15 protein-coding genes are annotated in these 16,833 nt (G+C 46.0%); 9 read left to right on the top strand and 6 right to left on the bottom strand.

Annotated elements, in window-relative coordinates; all coding sequences use genetic code 11:
• Positions 1-28: 28 nt before the first annotated feature.
• Together HQRW_RS05270 and HQRW_RS05265 are read right to left on the bottom strand one after the other, a co-directional pair.
• Positions 29-883, bottom strand: coding sequence for a DNA-methyltransferase (locus HQRW_RS05270; protein ID WP_014555762.1), 855 nt, complete (start codon positions 881-883; stop codon positions 29-31).
• 282 nt (positions 884-1,165) lie between these two features.
• Positions 1,166-3,058, bottom strand: coding sequence for an ABC transporter ATP-binding protein (locus HQRW_RS05265; RefSeq protein ID WP_231852436.1), 1,893 nt, complete (start codon positions 3,056-3,058; stop codon positions 1,166-1,168).
• 317 nt (positions 3,059-3,375) lie between these two features.
• On the opposite strand from HQRW_RS05265, the gene HQRW_RS05260 reads away from it, so the two are divergent.
• A complete protein-coding gene (locus tag HQRW_RS05260) occupies positions 3,376-4,140 on the top strand; it encodes an SDR family NAD(P)-dependent oxidoreductase (protein WP_014555760.1) in 765 nt (254 codons plus the stop codon).
• A 179-nt stretch (positions 4,141-4,319) separates the two neighbouring features.
• On the opposite strand, the gene HQRW_RS05255 is transcribed toward HQRW_RS05260, so the two are convergent.
• The gene (locus HQRW_RS05255) at positions 4,320-4,514 is read right to left on the bottom strand and encodes a hypothetical protein (RefSeq protein ID WP_014555759.1); all 195 of its coding nucleotides are present in this window, start codon (positions 4,512-4,514) and stop codon (positions 4,320-4,322) included.
• Positions 4,515-4,712: 198 nt separating this feature from the next.
• Here HQRW_RS05255 and HQRW_RS05250 point away from each other — a divergent pair, with 198 nt between their 5' ends.
• From HQRW_RS05250 to HQRW_RS05230, 5 genes are all read left to right on the top strand, one after another.
• On the top strand, positions 4,713-5,681 hold the full coding sequence (locus HQRW_RS05250) for a hypothetical protein (RefSeq protein ID WP_014555758.1): 969 nt from the start codon (positions 4,713-4,715) through the stop codon (positions 5,679-5,681).
• A gap of 332 nt (positions 5,682-6,013) precedes the next feature.
• Complete coding sequence (locus HQRW_RS05245; RefSeq protein WP_014555757.1) at positions 6,014-7,459, top strand: RNA-splicing ligase RtcB; 1,446 nt, start codon at positions 6,014-6,016, stop codon at positions 7,457-7,459.
• A gap of 424 nt (positions 7,460-7,883) precedes the next feature.
• Positions 7,884-8,744: a hypothetical protein gene (locus HQRW_RS05240; protein ID WP_149031519.1), complete on the top strand. Its 861-nt coding sequence runs from the start codon at positions 7,884-7,886 to the stop codon at positions 8,742-8,744.
• Between the two features lie 248 nt (positions 8,745-8,992).
• Positions 8,993-9,445 carry a peroxiredoxin gene (locus HQRW_RS05235; protein WP_014555755.1) on the top strand — a complete coding sequence of 151 codons (453 nt, stop codon included), beginning with the start codon at positions 8,993-8,995 and terminating at the stop codon, positions 9,443-9,445.
• Between the two features lie 469 nt (positions 9,446-9,914).
• Complete coding sequence (locus tag HQRW_RS05230) at positions 9,915-10,304, top strand: hypothetical protein (protein ID WP_014555754.1); 390 nt, start codon at positions 9,915-9,917, stop codon at positions 10,302-10,304.
• Between the two features lie 150 nt (positions 10,305-10,454).
• Here the strand turns inward: HQRW_RS05230 and HQRW_RS05225 are convergent, their stop codons facing one another.
• Positions 10,455-10,931, bottom strand: a complete 477-nt coding sequence (locus HQRW_RS05225) for a helix-turn-helix transcriptional regulator (RefSeq protein WP_014555753.1) — start codon at positions 10,929-10,931, stop codon at positions 10,455-10,457.
• A 341-nt stretch (positions 10,932-11,272) separates the two neighbouring features.
• On the opposite strand from HQRW_RS05225, the gene HQRW_RS05220 reads away from it, so the two are divergent.
• Positions 11,273-12,625: a hemolysin family protein gene (locus HQRW_RS05220; RefSeq protein ID WP_014555752.1), complete on the top strand. Its 1,353-nt coding sequence runs from the start codon at positions 11,273-11,275 to the stop codon at positions 12,623-12,625.
• A 250-nt stretch (positions 12,626-12,875) separates the two neighbouring features.
• Positions 12,876-13,757 (top strand): universal stress protein, encoded by an 882-nt coding sequence (locus tag HQRW_RS05215; protein ID WP_014555751.1) that lies wholly within the window; start codon positions 12,876-12,878, stop codon positions 13,755-13,757.
• Positions 13,758-13,958: 201 nt separating this feature from the next.
• On the opposite strand, the gene HQRW_RS05210 is transcribed toward HQRW_RS05215, so the two are convergent.
• Together HQRW_RS05210 and HQRW_RS05205 are read right to left on the bottom strand one after the other, a co-directional pair.
• Positions 13,959-14,246, bottom strand: a complete 288-nt coding sequence (locus HQRW_RS05210; protein ID WP_014555750.1) for an amphi-Trp domain-containing protein — start codon at positions 14,244-14,246, stop codon at positions 13,959-13,961.
• A gap of 603 nt (positions 14,247-14,849) precedes the next feature.
• Complete coding sequence (locus HQRW_RS05205) at positions 14,850-16,199, bottom strand: nickel pincer cofactor-dependent isomerase, group 22 (RefSeq protein WP_014555749.1); 1,350 nt, start codon at positions 16,197-16,199, stop codon at positions 14,850-14,852.
• A gap of 143 nt (positions 16,200-16,342) precedes the next feature.
• On the opposite strand from HQRW_RS05205, the gene HQRW_RS05200 reads away from it, so the two are divergent.
• Positions 16,343-16,789, top strand: a complete 447-nt coding sequence (locus tag HQRW_RS05200) for a universal stress protein (protein ID WP_014555748.1) — start codon at positions 16,343-16,345, stop codon at positions 16,787-16,789.
• Positions 16,790-16,833: the final 44 nt, after the last annotated feature.

Here is a 16,833-nt window from a genome sequence, read left to right as displayed (position 1 = left end):
AGTTGGTTGGTTCACTCATATTCATTCACTAGATATCCTCTAATGTCATCTGTGAACTTTCATCTATCACTCTGTCCTTAGCGTACTCAACGTATTCGTGCTGCGTCTCAAACCCAATAAACTCTCGATCCAGATCCTGTGCAGCAAGGAGCGTCTGACCACTCCCTGCAAAGATGTCCATGACCGTATCGTCTTGATATGAGTAAAACTGTATAACTCGTTCTGCAAGCTCTCGCGGAAATGGCGCTGGATGCTCGTTCTCCCCGGGAGCTACCTGACGGATTTTCCAGACATTTTTTGATTTCTCGCCTTGATAGTCATCAAGGCTTATTTCATTCTTCGTTTTTTCTTCTTCTGTTCTGTTCCAGTAGATATTATTTTTATTCTCATCATCAGCCTCTTTTTGAAACACAAGGACATACTCAGCTACTACAGATGGATAATAATATCCTGGATATGGATTTTGCAGAAGGACGCCAGATCGTCGGTCCTTCGCAACAGGTTTCTCCCAAATAATATCTTCTTTGAATGTCCATCCAATATCCTCCATCCACCCAACAAGGTGAAATGGTAGTGCTACCCTCTCATCCTCCCAATGAACAGGCGAGATATTTACGATTGTGTGTCCGCCAGGTCTTGTGACACGAAATACTTCCTCAAAACGTTTGATAAGGAAATCCTGATAATCATCATATGACATCTCCTCACGTTCCCAGTGATCTGTGTTTCCATGCACCTTCTCGACATGTTCCTCATAGTTGACAGCATTAAAATATGGAGGCGATGTAAATCCAAGCGTAATAGCGTCTTCAGCAAGTTCTCTCAATCCATCAAGACAGTCTCCTCTGTGAATGACGCCATTAGAGAGTTCATACTCTTCCATCTATCATTCTATTTGATTCTCCCGCAGATATAGTTATTATGATAATATCGATGCTTGCAGGGTTACCGTTGCTGTTGGCTATGAAATTAATCCAATATGCAATCCGGGCACAGACAGTGGTGTGAATTTCGCTAAGACAAATGCAGTTGATAAAGGAATATTTGATATGAATATTCTTGCCGATGGAACTAGCACTATTCGCATTGACACCGAAGTTGATGATATAGCAGATCCTGAAGCGTACAATATCAATGTCATAATCAGTCCACTGAGCAGTGAGAACTAACGCACTTTCCCGACATGCTTTGACCAGAGCTCATTGTATAATCCATTTTCAATCCTGAGCAGATTCTCATGTGTTCCCTGTTCGACAATATTCCCATCATCAAGCACAAATATCCTATCAGCGTTCCGTATTGTTGACAGCCGATGGGCAATGATGATCGTTGTTCTGTCTTGTGTTGCCTCCTCGATTGCGGTTTGTATCTTACTTTCTGTGATATTATCAACGTGACTCGTCGCCTCATCGAACACGAGCACTTCCGGATCAGAGAGAATTGCCCGTGCAATAGCAACACGTTGTTTTTCCCCACCTGACATTCGACTGCCGGATTCGCCAAGGCTTGTTTTGAGACCATCCTCCATTGCCGCAATTGGTCCTTGCAATGCGGCTGTTTCAATTGCCCTTTCGAGTTCCTCTTCAGTTGCTGAGACGTTTCCATATCGAATGTTATCTTCGAGTGTTGAATCAAAGATGTATGGCTGTTGTTCAACATATCCAATATGATCTCGGAGACTCTTTGGATCATATTCAGAGATATCGTTATTATCTACCCGTATCGTTCCAGTATCGACGTCAATAAACCGCAGAAGTAACCGGATGAATGTGGTTTTTCCTGATCCCGATCGACCGACGACGCCAATTGTCTCCCCAGGCTTGATCCGACAATCAACCGGACCAAATGCGAACGGCTCATCCTGATGAGTATCAGTGTCAGCGTCATCACTCGCATTATTTAATTGGCTAAGTGGGTCTGTCGTATCAAATGAATATGAGAAACTCACCTCCTCAAATCGAATATCCCCATCTATTTCGTTAAATCTATCATCAAACTGTTTTGTATCATCGGTCTGTACCTGCATGATATTGTACACCCTATCAGCAGAGGCCTTTGCGTCCTTATACTCGTCCACATACGAGCGTAGACTCGTTGCGGGCTGAATCAGCAACGTTGCATTCGTAAAGAAAACAGCCAACTCACCGGTCGTTAACGACTGGGTGAAAAACAGCGGTGGACCGTTGATTACCCAAAATGCACCGACAGACAACACGAGAAAGCTACTAAATCGCGATGTTACCCCAAATACCTGCGCGTATGAGAGCCACGTCTTCGACACAGCTAAGCGCGTGTCTTGCACACTCTCCGATGCCTCCTGGACCCGGTTTATTTCTCTTTCTTCTGCGACGTATGACCGCACCGTGAGTATGCCTCGAATGCTTGAGGAAAGTTGCTCGGTGAGAGACGCTGAGCTTTTTCTTGTCTCTTGATAAAGTGGTTCAATAACACGATTGAATCTCAGTGCATACCACCCGATGAGCGGAACTGGGGTGAGCAAAAGGAGTGAGAATTGCCAATTGAGTGAGAATAACACAATACCGGTGGTAAAGACATTCACAATATCGTTTGAGACACCAGAAAGAACCGTCCGTGGAAGGTCACCGACCTGTTTCACATCCGATTCAATAACACTGAGATATTCGCCTGAAGAGTGCTGGATAAATCGTCTTGGGTGAAGTTCCTGAATGGACTCATAGCAGTCGACGCGGACGCTCTTTTGAAATGATTCCTTAAATACGTCCCACAGATACCCTGAGATAAATCGGAACATAGCAATCAGAAATATCGAAATAAAAAATATCACACTCACCTGGGTCGTCCGTTTTTGCGCGCTTGAAGAGAGTAATGAGTCAGCAAATGGAAATTGCGATTGCGTCACACTTGTGTCAATGACCTCAATGACAAGTCCGAAGGCAATCTGTGGAATTTGTGTCAGCGCCGTTCCAACCGCACCAGAGACGACAGCAATAAGAATATACTTTCGATACTGTGTCCAATGTGTAAGATACATCCATAAAACAGAGTTTCGTTTGAACCGCTCTGAGAGATTTCTCATAGACATATAGATGTTAATATCGAGGAACTAATCACCGAAGCATCTTGCTGCTATCCTATGATGAGATAAACTGCCTCGGGGTCGAACTCCGTGGCATCCGGGTTATAATTGTGTAAATACGTTCGGTATTTGATATTATTATTATACACCCAATAATATGGATAATCACTGGATGGTATCAAACTCTCTGTAACGAACTGTGATTGAGATCACCATTTCATGATATGCATTTCTAGCTGCCGGAGCATATCGTATGAGATTGATAGTTAATGTGCGTAGCAACACCCTCATATTGACTGGAGAAACTAATATTCTTGATGTCGACGGAAATTAATTCTGAGCTTGATGGACAAACCGTAATCGTAACCGGTGCATCATCAGGTATCGGAGAAGCAACGGCTGAGATGCTGAGCTCTCGGGGTGCCAACGTTGTCCTTGCTGCTCGGCGCGAAGATGAGCTTGTGACATTAGCAGAACAAATCGAAGCAGCAGGAGGTGAATCACTTGTCGTTCCAACTGATGTGACAGAAGAAAATGACATTGACTCACTGGTCGACCTAACTGTTGATGAGTTTGGCTCGATTGATATTTTGATTAATAATGCAGGTGTGATGTTACTTGAACCAGTTGAGCGAGCCGACCGTGGAAATTTCAGACAGATGATTGAGGTAAATCTTCTTGGATTGATGAATCTCACTCATGCTGCACTTCCGATCATGCAAGAGCAAGATGCGGGGCACATCGTGAACATCTCATCGACGGCTGGTCGACGGGCAAGTGCGACGAGTTCGGGATATAATGCAACGAAGTTCGGGGTAAACGCCTTTACTGAAGCCGTTAGACAGGAAGTCACGACCGAGGGTATTCGAACGACGATTATTGAACCAGGCGCGGTTGATACTGAGCTTCAAGATCATATTCCTGATGAGGAAATCAAACAGCGAATCGAAGAAGGACTGCTTGAATCAATGAAACCACTCGAAAGCGAGGATATTGCCCGCGCAATCGCTTACGCTGTGACTCAGCCACAGCATGTTAATGTGAATGAAATGTTAATCCGACCGACTGATCAAGAACGCTGATGGATTCGCTGACATCCTCTCTGACCTGAAGAGCGAGGTTTTAGCCTTGCATCTTATACTGGGACAGAATAAATTCTCATATCGTATGAGGATATGCAGTCAGATAAGATGAGCATTTGTATACTGAATTTTTGACAGAGAAAGCAGAGTAGAATCTGAATCTCAGATCCTGACACGATCTACTCTCGCAATTCGTTAATCAGTGTCGGAATGATGATTCCAACTGTGAAGAGCACGATTAATTGAATTTGTCGACTGTCGGTTATCAACTGTGCACCAAGCCATGATGCAAGACCAAGTATGACAAAAAGAAATGTGACCTTAGCATCTGTGCTCACGAAATCATTTAATCGCTTGGAGACTCGCTCTATCATCTCTTGACGATTCAGCGACATCAAATAAATAACTTTCTCACAGACTCAAAATTCACAGATAGATCATATTATAAGCGATCTATGAGATTGCCTTGAGCTTGAATATGACCCCGAAGCGGTTCACCCCTATGTTTGAACTCAATAATGCAATGATGGGGGAACTATTTTACATTCATATTTATTTTTATTATATGACATATGTCAGCCGGGAATACACCAGAAAGCACGACCGAGGTTCCAACGGAGACGAGCGAAGTAAACTCAGGCATTTCAGTTAGCATGCTTGCTCAAGTGATTGGGATCTTCATACTCGCCGGGATTGGAATTGGTGCTACTGCTGGGATAACAATCACTCAGTTAGGATCAGGAAGTGCAATCCTGGGTGGGATCCTCACTCTTGTTGTACTTACTATTGTTTTTTTACTTGGACCTGTAATCGGACTAATCGCTGGACTTCGGGTTGGGTCTGAAAATGGAGCGACAACTACATCATATCTTGTGAGCTTCCTCGGTTCGACTGCTGGATATTTTGCTATGATTATCGTTGTCATCCTCGCAATGAGTGTGGCAATGATTGAGGGTGGTGGAGGAAGTGCAGTCGCTGATACTGCCACACAAACAACGATGGAAGGCGACTCATCTCGGGGTTTGCCGATTGGGGAGTATCTTATTCCAATCATCACGGTGGCACTCCCGACCGGACTGACTGGTCTTGGGGGAACATATATTGGAGGGAAACAGACGCCGAGTGCGGGCGGTATGACGCTGCCGATAAGATATGTGGCTGCTGGAATTGTTGTAATTGCGTTGGTCGCCACAGGAGGCTTAGTCATACCGGATCTTATCAACAATGACCCACAACTCGAGGTCGATGGCTCTGCTTCAGCCATGCAGGGCACACTCTATGCAGATGCGAAAATCACAAACCCAACAGATAACGATGTTGACAACACGGTGACCGCCGAGTTAGTAATCGATGGCGAGGTAGTTGCGACCGAAGATCGTGATGTGATGGTATCAGCCGACGATGAGTCTGAAATCTCGTGGGAGATTATTGCAGTGAGTGATCTATCGAGTGCTCAACTGCAGGCAATCAGAAACGGCGATTTAGAGATTCGATATAGCATCAACGACCAAACCGTAGATACGTACACATTGCCAGCTTGATATCCTCTCGGCGCTGAAACGCGAGGCTTTCACCTCGACTTTCCGCACCCAAATATTAGTATTATAATAAATCCTCATAGATATATGCTGATATCCAGTATCACAGACTCACCAGAGTGAATTGGGTAACATCAAGTATGAGACTGTTGTCTGGGAGCGTCTGAATGAGTCATTGTCGATATCGTGATACAGTGGCAGTGGTCAGAGATTACCACGACCCACGCTCACAAATAAATGTAGGTCACTAGAACCCAACGGAGATAATACGAAAACCCACCCATTTACACATGGGTGAGTAATTATAGATATCAGTTTAAGATTGTGTATCCACTATGACGATTGAATTAACAGGCGAGTATACGACTGCCACTATCCTCATTGATGATGAGGGACTCATTGAATCTAATTGTATCGAACAAATTCAACAGTTGATTGATCATCCTGCATTCACCGAACCAGTTCGGATTATGCCCGATACACACGTTGGGTCAGGTGCACCAATTGGATTTACCATGCCACTTCCCGACCGCGTTGTCCCCAATATTGTTGGTGTGGACGTCGGGTGTGGAATGGTGGCAACGAAGCTTGGGTCGACATTACCGCTTTCGGGGTCAGAGCGTGAGCAGCGCGTTCGTGATGTGATACCGATGGGGTATGATGTGCATAATGATGCCGACGCTATACATCTTATCGATGAGTTTCCATTCGAGCAAGCGAATAGCGTGTTCAGACGGTTTGAGCAAGCATACAAAGATGAGTTCGGACAACATATCAATCCCCTTGGATTTGATTTTGACGGCTATGATAGTGAGTATTTTAAATCGCTTTGTCAGCGCGTTCTTGCCAATCAGCGCCAGGGAATGGGTCATGTGATTCGAAGTGCTGGAACACTTGGCGGTGGGAATCATTTTATCGAGTTCGCGAAAGCGCGTGACTCTGGTGACTATTGGCTAGTTGTTCACAGTGGGTCACGATATCTTGGTAAATCTATTGCTGAGTACTGGCAACAGCACGCCACACAATACCGGCAAGCCGATGATATCAGAGATATCCTGCCATCAAAGTATCATGAATATCTGAAATTTGACCCCGAAACAGTCAGCAACGGTGAATTATATACCTGGGTCACCGGCGGGATGGGAGAATCACATCTTCGTAAGGAATCAATCAGACGCGACTTTGATGGCAAAGAGATTACCGAGGTGTTTAATATCCTTAGTCGACCGCACTCGGAGATCGATGACCAATCGAACGATCTTGATTGGCTCGATGGTCGTGAAGCACATGGATATTATATCGACATGTTATTTGCTCAGCAATATGCTCGCTGGAATCGACAGTTGATGAGCAAAGCTATTTGTGAGACGCTTCAGATTGACCCAGACCGTCAGTTTCAATCAATTCATAATTACATTGACTTCCGTGATCTGATGATTCGAAAAGGTGCTACCCCTGCTCGTGAGGACCAAGAACTCATCATTCCATTCAATATGGCTGAGGGATCAATCCTGGCACGTGGTCAGGGCGTCGAGAGATTTCATCAAACAGCACCACATGGTGCTGGTCGAATAATGAGTCGGCGACAAGCACACAACGAGGGATCACTCGAAGCATTTGCGGATGCAATGGATGGGATCTACTCTGAATCGGTTGTCGAATCGGTGCTTGATGAAGCCCCAATGGCATACAAACCAACTGAGGCAATCGTTGATGCGATTGAGCCAACTGCCGAAATTGTCGATTGGCTCGAAGTTATTCATAATCTCAAAGCAAATTGACATCCTCCCATCCCCGAGAGAGTGGGATTTCTTCTCGCTATTGGGGTCAATACCCAAGATTACAGCGGTAGCGGGGCGAAAGCCCACAGCTTGAGCCGTTGGACGAAGCTGATATCTGAGAATTAAACCACACGACCATAACAGTCGGTGGCATTCTGATCGATGTTTATATTCGAAGCGACACTCAGTTGAACTGGAACGTTCGTGTGCGCGTTCCGTTTCGAATACCGATACCCACAGTCCCAACGACTGATAACAGGTCGATTCCCAATGCTCATATCTTAACACCCTCATATGTCAGAAAATGTGCTCTTCGAGTGACGGACGAGGAAATCTCGAGAATGTTGGATCTTGATTCGACCCCGGCTTCAATTTCATCGTGAGAAACGAACCAGAATATACTATTAATATTCCTTATTATTCAGTGTCGAAAGATCAACTCATGCCCCCAAACGAACATGCATGTCGACGTCGTCAATTCCTGAAGACATCTGTCATCATGGCTGTAGGAGTGTCAGGATGTCTTTCAGATAATAGTGGGTCACCAGCGGATTCAGCAACTCGTTCTCCCGAAACACAGCCAATTACATCTCAAACGAGCGATGGTAATGAGCCTGTAAACATTGTTTCACTCTCCGTTACAGATTACATTGTCTATGCACTCGCAGGTGTTCATCCACATGTTCATCGGCGAAAGGACAAACAGTATCTCACCCTTTCTGTGAACTCAGCGCTCTCACGAGACACGATTCAGAATCAGCTGAGAGTAAACATAGATGGCGAGTCAGTTCCGCTGGCTGAATCTCAACCTGTTCGCTGGCGGAATGAGACCATAGATATCGCGTTTGCTGTGAGTAAAACCGAGACGTTCGATTCCGGATACATTCTCTATGATCAAAAAAAGCGACAGTCATTATCAAAGACTATGCTCACCCGATTGAATACTCCTCCGGTATTCGAGGTATCCGAACTTTCGGTGTCACCGAGGGAACTGCGTGCGGGAACACAACGTGAGGTAACCGTCAGCTTCACACTGACGAACACCGGCGATGGACGTGGCACATTTGGAGCGAGTCTCAGCGGAAACTTTACCTCTGGTTCACAGACGGTGACTGCGACACTTGATTCTGATTCCGAACGTAATGTCACTCAAAATATAAGAGTCATTGGAAGGAACGATACAGTCACAATCAGACTTGATTGGGGCGTAGACGAGTGGATGGCAGACATTTCTATTATCGGTACCCCGATTGGATCACAGACTTCTACGCCTGCCCCGAAGTGAGTTTTCTCTCGTAGTTAGTTGTTGATTTTCGCCCTGTCTGAAAGTATACATGCGCTTATTCCCGTATCATCTGAATTGATGTCACACTGTCGAGTGAGTGTCCTCATCAGATTCCAGACGACGCCATTATCAATGTAATGTAATGTAATGTAACGTAATTGGGTGATTGAGCAGGTGTCAGAAGAAGGTGAATAGGTGGCATTACCGACAATCGCAATCGGTATATGAACTGAGACTGACGAACGCGTATGCTTACATCTGGAGACCCAGCACCGACAATCACAGCAACAAACCAACACAGCGAATCGGTAACTGTCGAATTCAATACACCCGCCGTCATGTATTTTTATCCAAAGGATTTTACTGGTGGATGTACGATCGAAGCAAACGACTTTCAGAGTGTGTTACCGGAATTTCGGGAAGTCGGAATTGATGTGTATGGAGTTTCGATGGATACCGTCAATAGCCATGCTGAGTTCGCCGAGGAGGAGGACATTATATTCGATCTCCTGGCGGATCCCGATGGTGACATTGCTGCGGCGTTTGGGCTTGATACGACGAGCGGATATATCGACCGCCGGACGTTCACACTCGCAGAGAGTGAAGTTATCTCGGTCTACGATCCGGCGATGGCGGACCCATCAGGACATGCACGTGAGGTGCTGACCGACATGCGAAACAACTACGGACGCGGCGGGTGAGGGATATTTACTACAATTAAAGTCAGGAGAGTCCATTCATCAGGGTCTGAGTCCCCGAATCCTAAAATCGACAGTCCTGCCCAGGGCGATACTGTGGTCTGTGTCTACATTGTCGTCATTGGCTGCCGTCTGTCTCTCAGTTGTGAGTACTATGAGCTTCGTTATGAATATTCGAAACGGAATGGGATGATATAACACGCAACTCGCACACGGGCGTTTCAACTCAACGCGACTCAGCTGAGTGTGATCTCAGGGAGAAACAGAGATCAGATTTCCAAGGGTTATTGTGGAAGATCTCAGTTCTGAAAATCAAAGTCAAAGTCAAAGCTACAGACATAGACACGGACACAGGCAGATTTTAGACCTACTAACGCGAGAGACGCGCCGATGGTGGATTCTTCACAATTGTGTCGAGTGATTAGGAGTGCAGTCCGAATGTGCTATATTTCACTATGACATATTTTGGGGTATGACAGATCAAGACAACACTGAGCCAGCAACGATTCGAATTGATTATGATGCCGTTGTTTCATCTGATGATATGCCACATATTGAGCGCACTCGAGCCGACGGAACTCCATGGCGGACTCCCGATGGATGGGGATATCAAGAAATCGTGGCTGTGATTATTGAGGCAAAAAATGACAAAATTATCAATATCGAGACTCCATTTGAGTTTCCTCGTGGACCCGATGATAGACCAAAGTGCGATTGTACGGTTGTCAAAGACACACAAGAAGTCACTGATGACCGAGTCGAACTGATCACGCAGTTTGAACCTGATGGATCTCCAAATCGTACTGAAGGTGAGACGAGCACTGAGCAGTTCTCACTTGATGATGCACTTGATAAAATCTGAGTAATACTGTTGAAGTCTTCAAGCGATTTTTATATGCTAATGATATATCAAATATCAATAAATGTACTCTCTATTTCAAAGTCCTGTCAACAGATGTGACAACTGTTGTATCAGAGTCATCGCCGAGTAAGTACTTCAAAATCGTCTATTTCACCACCTGATTTTTCGCTGATATTCCGTGTGACACTTCTGACATCGCCATTTACTGATCTCAGCCTCTGGGTTGTATCTTGAGTCCGCATACGCGCGCTTTGTCTCATGCCCACAGGTTGGTTTTGGACAAATCCAGTTTTTCGATAATGCCTGAGAATCCTCCTCACGTGTGACTAACGCCTGTGCAGTGCGATATTTTTCTTTTGCACGACGCGTGTATTCATTGACTGTGTTTGTTGAAATGCCAATCATATATCCAATCGATCTGTTTGTGAATCCAAGCTCTCTGTAAGCAGCAACCTCCGCTTCCCGGTCTGACAATCCAAGATGAGACCAGAGTACGGACAGTGAGTCGATGGTATGTTCAATTTCATCTGTCACATTCTCAATATGTTGTCTCTTTTTATCGCCGAGTTCGCCTGATTCAGCATTAATCGCATTTGCCTCTTGATTAATTGTTTCTATATTTACCATACACTATGACAACATATGTAGTGATAAAATATACCGTGTCAAATAATACGTCGAGATATCTGAAAGGACATATCGTAGATATTGGTATGATTAGGGTGAGTAATCGATATCATGATATTATCTGTACGTGATTCCCGATATATATCAGAGAATGACAAAGTCCATGAATAATTACACTGTGTTTGCCGATCTCGACAGATCACTTAGTCGGATTGTGGGAGGCATGTGTACTGATATTGATACCAACAGCGAAGTCGACAGTGACACTGAAAACTGAAAGCTGAAAACTGAAAGCTGAGTACACAAGCATTAGTTCTGTGCACTGGTAATGATTGATATCGATGATAATTTTCGTACTCACAGCAATCTTTGAGACCGGTATAACACTGGATGCTGTTCCAATCGTCGGGTTTGAACTGGGACAGGCAGAATTTACCGCACTTGGTGTGAGCATGATCCTCCTACTTATTATGGGGTCAGGATTTTTTTCATCATCGGAGATTGCCATGTTTTCACTCTCACCTTATCAGATTGACGCGATGATTGAGGAGGGAAAGCGCGGGGCACAGGCGATTAAGTCACTCAAGAGTGATCCACATCGTCTGCTTGTGACAATTCTTGTTGGGAATAATCTCGTCAATATCACAATGTCTTCTATTTCGACAACTATTGTCGGTTTTTATCTCGATGCCGGGATAGCCGTCATTGTCTCATCATTAGGTATCACATCGATAGTTCTACTATTCGGTGAGAGCGCACCAAAATCGTATGCGGTTGATAACACCGACTCATGGGCACGGACTGTTGCTCCGCTCTTGAAAATTGTCGGGAAAATACTGTGGCCACTTATCACGTTATTCTATTACTTGACGAGACTCATTAACAAAATCACACCTGGCGGTTCAGCAATCGAATCATCGTACGTCAGCCGCGATGATATTCGGAACATGATCAAGATGGGCGAGCGCGAGGGTATCCTCGAGGAGGAAGAACGTCAGATACTCGACCGCACCTTACGATTCACCGATGCTACTGCGAAAGAGATAATGACTCCTCGTCTCGACATGTCGGCGATCTCCGGGCAGCTGACCGTTGAAAAAGCTATCGAGGAGTGCATTCAGTCGGGTCATGCTCGCCTACCAGTTTATGAGGAATCACTCGATAATATAGTTGGTATCTTCGATATTCGCGAACTTGACGACACCGATAGCGCCTTCGACGATATCACAGTAGCAGAAGTACTCAACACAACACTGCACGTCCCAGAGTCAAAAAATGTCGATGAATTGCTCTCAGAGATGCGAGAAGATCGGATGCGTATGGTTATTGTCATCGATGAATTCGGTACCACAGAGGGACTCATTACGATGGAAGACGTCACTGAGGAAATCGTTGGTGAAATTTTGATGGATGATGAGGAGCATCCAATTGAGTTCGTCAACGATAATGAAGTGTTACTCCGGGGTGAAGTTAATATCCATGAAGTAAATGAAATCCTCGATATTGATCTCCCTGAAGGTGAAGAATTTGAGACGATTGCGGGCTTTATTTTTAATCTCGCGGGTCGTCTCGTTGAACAGGGCGAAGAGTTTGACTATGAGAATGTGACGCTACGGACCGAACAATTAGAGAACACACGTATTCAGAAAGTCCGGATAACTGTCAATCCGAATACCACCGGAATGACCGAATAAAAATTACTGCGCAATAATGACACCCTATCTTCGAGTCATTTGCTATTGCTGAGCTACCGTGATAGTAGAGTGCCTGCTTCGGTGATACTAGTTTGAGATAGGGAAAAGTTGGAGTTGGTGCATACCATACATACTGAGTGTACACGAATATCTTTCTGTGAGACCAGTGGATGATTTTTGCGTGAATATCATGTATGGGAATTGGTAGAAAATGATTAGAGGTCGGTAACCGAAGCTGACATCACTAGACATGTACGAGCGTATTCTGCTTCCATACGACGGTAGTGAGGGTGCGGGTGAAATGCTTCATCATGCCAGCGAGGTCGCTCACTGGTTTGATGCAACTATTCAACTGCTTTATGTCGCCGATACAACTCGCGACAGTGTCACAGTTGTCGAGGGTGACACCATCGATATGCTCGAACAAAAAGGTGAAACCGTTGTTAGCGACGCTGCACAGACACTGAACACACTTGGCGTCACATATGATACTGATGTCGTCCAAGGTAATCCAGCGGCGACAATCGTTGAGTACGCCAAACGATATGATCAGGATCTCATCATGATGCCGACTCATGCTCGGGAAGGACTCTCACGATATCTCATTGGAAGTGTTTCCGAGAAGGTCGTCCGACTATCTTCGATTCCCGTTCTCACAATCCGAGTGCAGTCTGATGAACCCATTATTTTTCCATATGAGAATATTCTTGTTCCAACGGACGGGAGCACTGCTGCGATGCATGCAGCCAAACATGTTTTTTCAGCCGCGGCGTCACTCGATGCGACCGTGCATGTCATTTCTGTCGCTGATACTGCTGGACTCAGTCCGCATGTTCGATCTACAACTTCCGGGAGAGACACGAAACAAGCTGCAAGCGACGCTGTCGAGACTGCCATCTCGGAGGCAGAGACGCGTGGTGTCATAGATACAGTTCGTCATGTGACACAGGGAACACCGGTACGTGAAATCCTCGATTATATTGAATCGAACAATATACACGCTGTTGGAATGGGGACAACCGGAAGACGTGGCACAGATCGTATCCTGCTCGGCAGTGTCGCCGAAAAGGTTGTTCGCTCGGCACCGGTTCCTGTTATGACCGTTGCAGACTCGACAGAACACGGAGACTGACCTTCCCCTTCGATTCGTTTGTGAAGTTGTAGTTGCTGCTCGGCACTCAACACTTGACACTATTCGTTTTCGCAGCAATCAGAATATATCTTATATCTTATCAGCAGTCTCGTGACCTCCGAAGCAGTGATTGCCCGCTTGCGATTGCTGTTTTCGACAGTGATTATCAGAAGCAATTCATGCAAGCTGCCAGTGGACTGATTATTCGATTTCCAACTGAGTGCTCTCGCTGGCATTCTCACTGCTGCTTTCATCCCATTCGATTTCGAGCTCGATGCTCAATTCACCGGAACCATCCGTTGGTCCTTCACGCTCGGCTTTGACCTCAAACGTCGGGCGCGCAGGTGGCTCCATTGTTACAGACTCACTCTTGAATGTGAGTGTGATCGGCTCTGCATTCTCAAGATTTGTTGCAACACTACGGAGGTACGCTGCGATTTCGTCTCGGCTCTGATTGGTCTCTGATTTGAAGAGAACTTCTTCGGGCATACAATCTTACTAGGTCGCCTATAATAATAACTGTCACTATACTGATTCGAACGAGCGATTACCAACCTGATGGTGATGATAGTTATTTATCGATCATAGAGAAAACCCCCATTGATGATTGTTCGATGAGTCACACAACGTCAGCATGTCGAATGGTCTCTGTATTGATTTGATATTGTTATCCATTCGGTGTCGCATAACTGAGTCTTCGTCCAGTTTGGTTGAGAATAGGAGCACTGGCTGGTTGGAACAGCCCGGAATCTATCTTCATGACTTGTCCAGCGGATTCCAACCGCAGGCACAACTGATAGTGATAAGTGCAAGTTTTTACCGCCGTGATTATGCGTGTCGGTGATGTGAGCCGCTGAACCCGCGTCATTCGACACCGTCGGTAAAACTATTCGAACTAATCACTATGAGAGAGTACAAATCTTCATATCCCAATCCAGCGGTGCGGTACCGTTGGGTTCTCCCGTTTGCAGGCGGGGGATGTCAAGATAGTGTGGTGATTCCGGTAGAGCGTATAATCAATTGATACAGTCGAAGTGATGAATAATGCTCACTGAGTGGTATCTGAGCAGTGAAAAAGCACTCAGGCAAATATCAGTGTCTGAGGGATGGAGCAGTGAATTGACCATCATCGAACATAATTGGTGATGCTTCCTCAACTACCCGAAGGTCAGTACGATCGCGTGCCTCAGCGATCAGTGCTGGTGAAGCGTAGAGTCGATGAAGATGCATCGTATCGGTAGCTCGAAGCATGCGAACGGTATCAGGGTCGACAACACCAATCGTTGAGAGTGCAGCAATAATTCCCGCACGGTCTGTTTCAACGACCGGCGGGAGCTTCACGCCACGGATTGTGCTCGCGGTGAGGGCGTTGATCAGTGTCGTTGTTGCCTCGAGATCTGCTGGGACATTCTCATGAACAATGTCGGCGGACCCCATCCCCATTGCATTTCCATGGGTCTTTTGCGTGAGTCCACGTACGTATATGCGTTTGATATCCGGCTGGTCAGGCTCGGGTTCATTGATTGCAAAGGGTCGTCGTCCAATAACATTCGTATCGAGTCCCTGACCACTGATCTCCTTGCCTTGCTTGTCGAGAACGACGACATCAAGATCATTGAATGGAAGCTTTGGCATCACATCATACGCAATTTCAAGTAATTCAGCTTCCCGATCGAGAAAGTCGGATGGAGGGACCCCCTCGACAAGCATTGTATCGTCGTGTTGATCTTCGACGATAGCAATACCACCGACAACAGGAAGTTTCGCGAGCAATTGCTCAGTGATTTCAGGAATCATATTCCTGAGTGACCAATCAACAGCCCATTGATGTGCGATTTGAGCTCCACGCTGCTTGCCCATCCCAATCACAAGCATTTTTGACAGCCCACTCTCGACTGTGCCATCAAAGTCAGTATGAGGTTTGACTCGATTAATTGGGATGATGGCGTCCGCACTGGCAGCGTTTGCATCGGCAACGACCGGAATTTCACGATCAGCCGTCTGACCGACTTCGACAACGTTCATACTGGAACGGATCTCACAGCCAATGGTCGCCTCAGTAATGTCGAGTTCGGCGAGTTTTTTCCGTTGACCATCATCGGTTGCACCGCCGTGGCTCCCCATCGCTGGAAAAATGAATGGCTCATACCCTCTGTCCTGTAGATGTGTCACAACACCGCTAACCAATGATGCAAGATTCGCGATTCCCCGGCTCCCAACACCAAGCGCAATTTCACCACCGGCAGGAACAGTTTCAAGCGGAAGTGAATCCACAGCCTTTGCGGCGGCTTCTGCTGTCTCCGACGATGGAATTGAGTCGGTATTCCAGACTTGTTCAATAATACCGAGTTCAGGTAACGCTGGATCATCACATGCTTTCTTAATCATTGCCTCCGGGACTGATAGTTGATCAGCCACTTCACTTGCTTGGTCTTGACTCATGTGGACATGCCATGGATGGAGATATATTAAATACTGCTACTGATTGAGGGCTTCTTTATGAGAGGGATGTCACGAGCGCTACTCTGGTCATGATATCACCACCCGACAGCATAATTTTCTCCCTCCGTGAATAAAAGGTTGATATGTACGACAAGATACTGATTCCAACGGACGGAACTGAGGGAACGCGAGGCGCCGTTGAGCACGCGATTGATCTTGCGACGGTCTATGACGCCGCGCTTCACACAATATATGTCATTGAGGCAAGTGGTCCAACTGGCTCCTCGGTTCCCGGAACCCTTGATGCTCTCGAAGAGACTGGAAAGAATGCAATCGATGAGGTAATCCAACAAGCAGAGGCAGCCAGTGTGCGCACAATCGAGGGTTTAGTGGCGCAAGGAACACCCCATCAGGTCATTCTTGACTATGTCGATGAAAATGACATTGACTCTATTGTCATGGGGACACATGGTCGCACAGGTTTGGATCGGTATTTCCTTGGTAGTGTCACCGAGAATGTCGTCCGGGTTTCAGATGCGCCGGTCTTGACAGTTCCAATGCCAACTGAGTCCGCTGATGGATCTTCCTGAGTGGGATGATTCGGATATCAGATAGATAATATCCCTGCAGGTGA

Source organism: Haloquadratum walsbyi C23 (assembly GCF_000237865.1).
Classification (GTDB): domain Archaea; phylum Halobacteriota; class Halobacteria; order Halobacteriales; family Haloferacaceae; genus Haloquadratum; species Haloquadratum walsbyi.
The sequence above is the reverse complement of the archived record's forward strand: the minus strand, read 5'-3'. Positions and strand labels throughout refer to the sequence as shown.

Coding starts and splice junctions, on each gene's coding strand:
- HQRW_RS05270 (WP_014555762.1), bottom strand. CDS start 883: ATGGAAGAGTATGAACTCTCTAATGGCGTCATTCACAGAGGAGACTGT.
- HQRW_RS05265 (WP_231852436.1), bottom strand. CDS start 3,058: ATGAGAAATCTCTCAGAGCGGTTCAAACGAAACTCTGTTTTATGGATG.
- HQRW_RS05260 (WP_014555760.1), top strand. CDS start 3,376: ATGTCGACGGAAATTAATTCTGAGCTTGATGGACAAACCGTAATCGTA.
- HQRW_RS05255 (WP_014555759.1), bottom strand. CDS start 4,514: ATGATAGAGCGAGTCTCCAAGCGATTAAATGATTTCGTGAGCACAGAT.
- HQRW_RS05250 (WP_014555758.1), top strand. CDS start 4,713: ATGTCAGCCGGGAATACACCAGAAAGCACGACCGAGGTTCCAACGGAG.
- HQRW_RS05245 (WP_014555757.1), top strand. CDS start 6,014: ATGACGATTGAATTAACAGGCGAGTATACGACTGCCACTATCCTCATT.
- HQRW_RS05235 (WP_014555755.1), top strand. CDS start 8,993: ATGCTTACATCTGGAGACCCAGCACCGACAATCACAGCAACAAACCAA.
- HQRW_RS05230 (WP_014555754.1), top strand. CDS start 9,915: ATGACAGATCAAGACAACACTGAGCCAGCAACGATTCGAATTGATTAT.
- HQRW_RS05225 (WP_014555753.1), bottom strand. CDS start 10,931: ATGGTAAATATAGAAACAATTAATCAAGAGGCAAATGCGATTAATGCT.
- HQRW_RS05220 (WP_014555752.1), top strand. CDS start 11,273: ATGATAATTTTCGTACTCACAGCAATCTTTGAGACCGGTATAACACTG.
- HQRW_RS05215 (WP_014555751.1), top strand. CDS start 12,876: ATGTACGAGCGTATTCTGCTTCCATACGACGGTAGTGAGGGTGCGGGT.
- HQRW_RS05210 (WP_014555750.1), bottom strand. CDS start 14,246: ATGCCCGAAGAAGTTCTCTTCAAATCAGAGACCAATCAGAGCCGAGAC.
- HQRW_RS05205 (WP_014555749.1), bottom strand. CDS start 16,199: ATGAGTCAAGACCAAGCAAGTGAAGTGGCTGATCAACTATCAGTCCCG.
- HQRW_RS05200 (WP_014555748.1), top strand. CDS start 16,343: ATGTACGACAAGATACTGATTCCAACGGACGGAACTGAGGGAACGCGA.